The sequence below is a fragment of the Acetobacter musti genome (assembly GCF_011516835.1).
GTDB lineage: Bacteria > Pseudomonadota > Alphaproteobacteria > Acetobacterales > Acetobacteraceae > Acetobacter > Acetobacter musti.
Genome location: NZ_WOTB01000095.1, coordinates 1 through 1,741, shown reverse-complemented (window position 1 = coordinate 1,741; position 1,741 = coordinate 1). Strand labels below are relative to the sequence as shown.

At 55.8% G+C, this 1,741-nt stretch carries 1 protein-coding gene; it reads right to left on the bottom strand.

Translation table 11 applies throughout. The features are described from left to right. Positions 1-35: 35 nt before the first annotated feature. Positions 36-1,649 (bottom strand): ISL3 family transposase, encoded by a 1,614-nt coding sequence (locus GOB93_RS20830; protein ID WP_173585265.1) that lies wholly within the window; start codon positions 1,647-1,649, stop codon positions 36-38. Positions 1,650-1,741: the final 92 nt, after the last annotated feature.

Genomic DNA, 1,741 nt, shown 5'->3' with positions numbered 1-1,741 from the left:
GGTTCTTCCGCACTTTTCGTGATGATGTTTTTTGATTATGCGGGCTGAAGGACACGCGCCCTGAGGAGTTCGAAGCCTGCTCTTCCGAACATGGTTCGCTTGATCATTTTCAGTCGGCTGATCTGTCCTTCAACCGGGCTGGTTGTCCAAGGTGTGACAAGAGACGCTTCAATGGCAGCCGCATCCCGTTCAAGCGCGGGAATCAGACGTGACAGCAGCGTCGTCTTTCCTTCTTCCAGCAGAGCCTTCAGATCGCCTCCCGTGCAGGTGTCACCCCTTTTACAGAGCAGGGTCTGCATTTTCCTGAGCCAGCAGAGTGTGACGGCAAGGTGCGGTTCAGCTTCCAGAAGGGCAGGAACCAGCAGTCCCTCCTGTCCGGCAGATAACGGATCCTCTGCGAGGAGAAGCCGCGCAAGTCTGCGTCCCCGAGGTGCAACGACATGCGCGGAAGGAACGGGTTTCGCGGAACATCCCTGTCGCGTCGCCACCCATTTCCAGACGGTGCCATATTGTCCTGCAAAGCCCTGCTCCAGGAGTTCCCGCCATAGCTGACGACTATTGCGACATCCTTCGGACCATCTCTTTTCCAGGTGGGCTGTGTAAGGCACGAGTATGCTGCGTGACGGAACCGTTCTTTTCCATGGTGGTGCATGGCCCCGCTGAAACCAGCGCCGCACGGTTTTTCTCTCTACCCCGATCGTTGTGGCGATAGCCTGAATGCTGTGTCCCGCTGCTTTCAGGGCAAGAGCTTCCTTGAAAAGAATGTCACGCCGTTCCCCAGAGGCTGACCTGACGACCGCCTGCGCCTCTTCTGGATGCGCTCTGATTGTTTCAGATATTTTGCTTACGACCGTTGATACGTTCATCTGTCGTGTCAGGGTCCTGACAGTCGTCGTAAAACGGTCCAGAATGCTGACAAAAGCGTCTGACAGGTTCTTCAGCAGATGCCAGCGGTCTGTCACCTGAAGAGCGGATGGTGCGCCTCTGCGGCATCCGTCTGCATAAGTACCGGCACGGTCTCTGGCAATGATTTCAATACCGGGGTGGACCTGCAGCCATCGGGCAAGGGTATCAGCGTCCCGATCTGGCAGGAGGTCAATGACATCATTTTTCTCAAGATCGACCACAATCGTTCCATAGTGATGTCCCCGCCGCCATGCCCAGTCATCCACCCCCACCACACGTGTAAGGGCCGTGCCTTTTGTGGTGTTCTGCACACGTGAGAGAAGACGGCGGACAAGAGTATCCGCGCTGATGGGGCAACACAGGCGCACGGTCATTCGTGCTCCAGCGGAACCGCCCAGGGTGTGGGCGATATAATAATGAAGATCGGCAAGACGTGTGGTCTGTCTGCCATGACGCACGGTTATCCCCTCAAGGGGTATGACAAACGTCCGACGTGGACAAAGCATCGTCTGGCAGAAAAAGCGCGGCACAGAAACGATCAGCGTGGCTGGACGGCCCTGCCATGGAAGATCCGCGAGTTTTCTCTGATAGAAACTGTGAATGCGTTGTGTCGGGCACTGACAGTCCGGACACACTGCACTCCGTTTTCGCAGACCGACTTCGATCTCCACTCTGTTATCCAGTGCAACAACACGACGAACGACGAGGGAACGGGGAAGATCAAGAGACCGAAGGCGTGACACTGGGGAATATCCATGAAAGTGAACGACTTTCTGGATTTCCCAGTTCCGGAACCTCAGTACAAGATACCCATCACGAAAAGTGCGGAAGAACC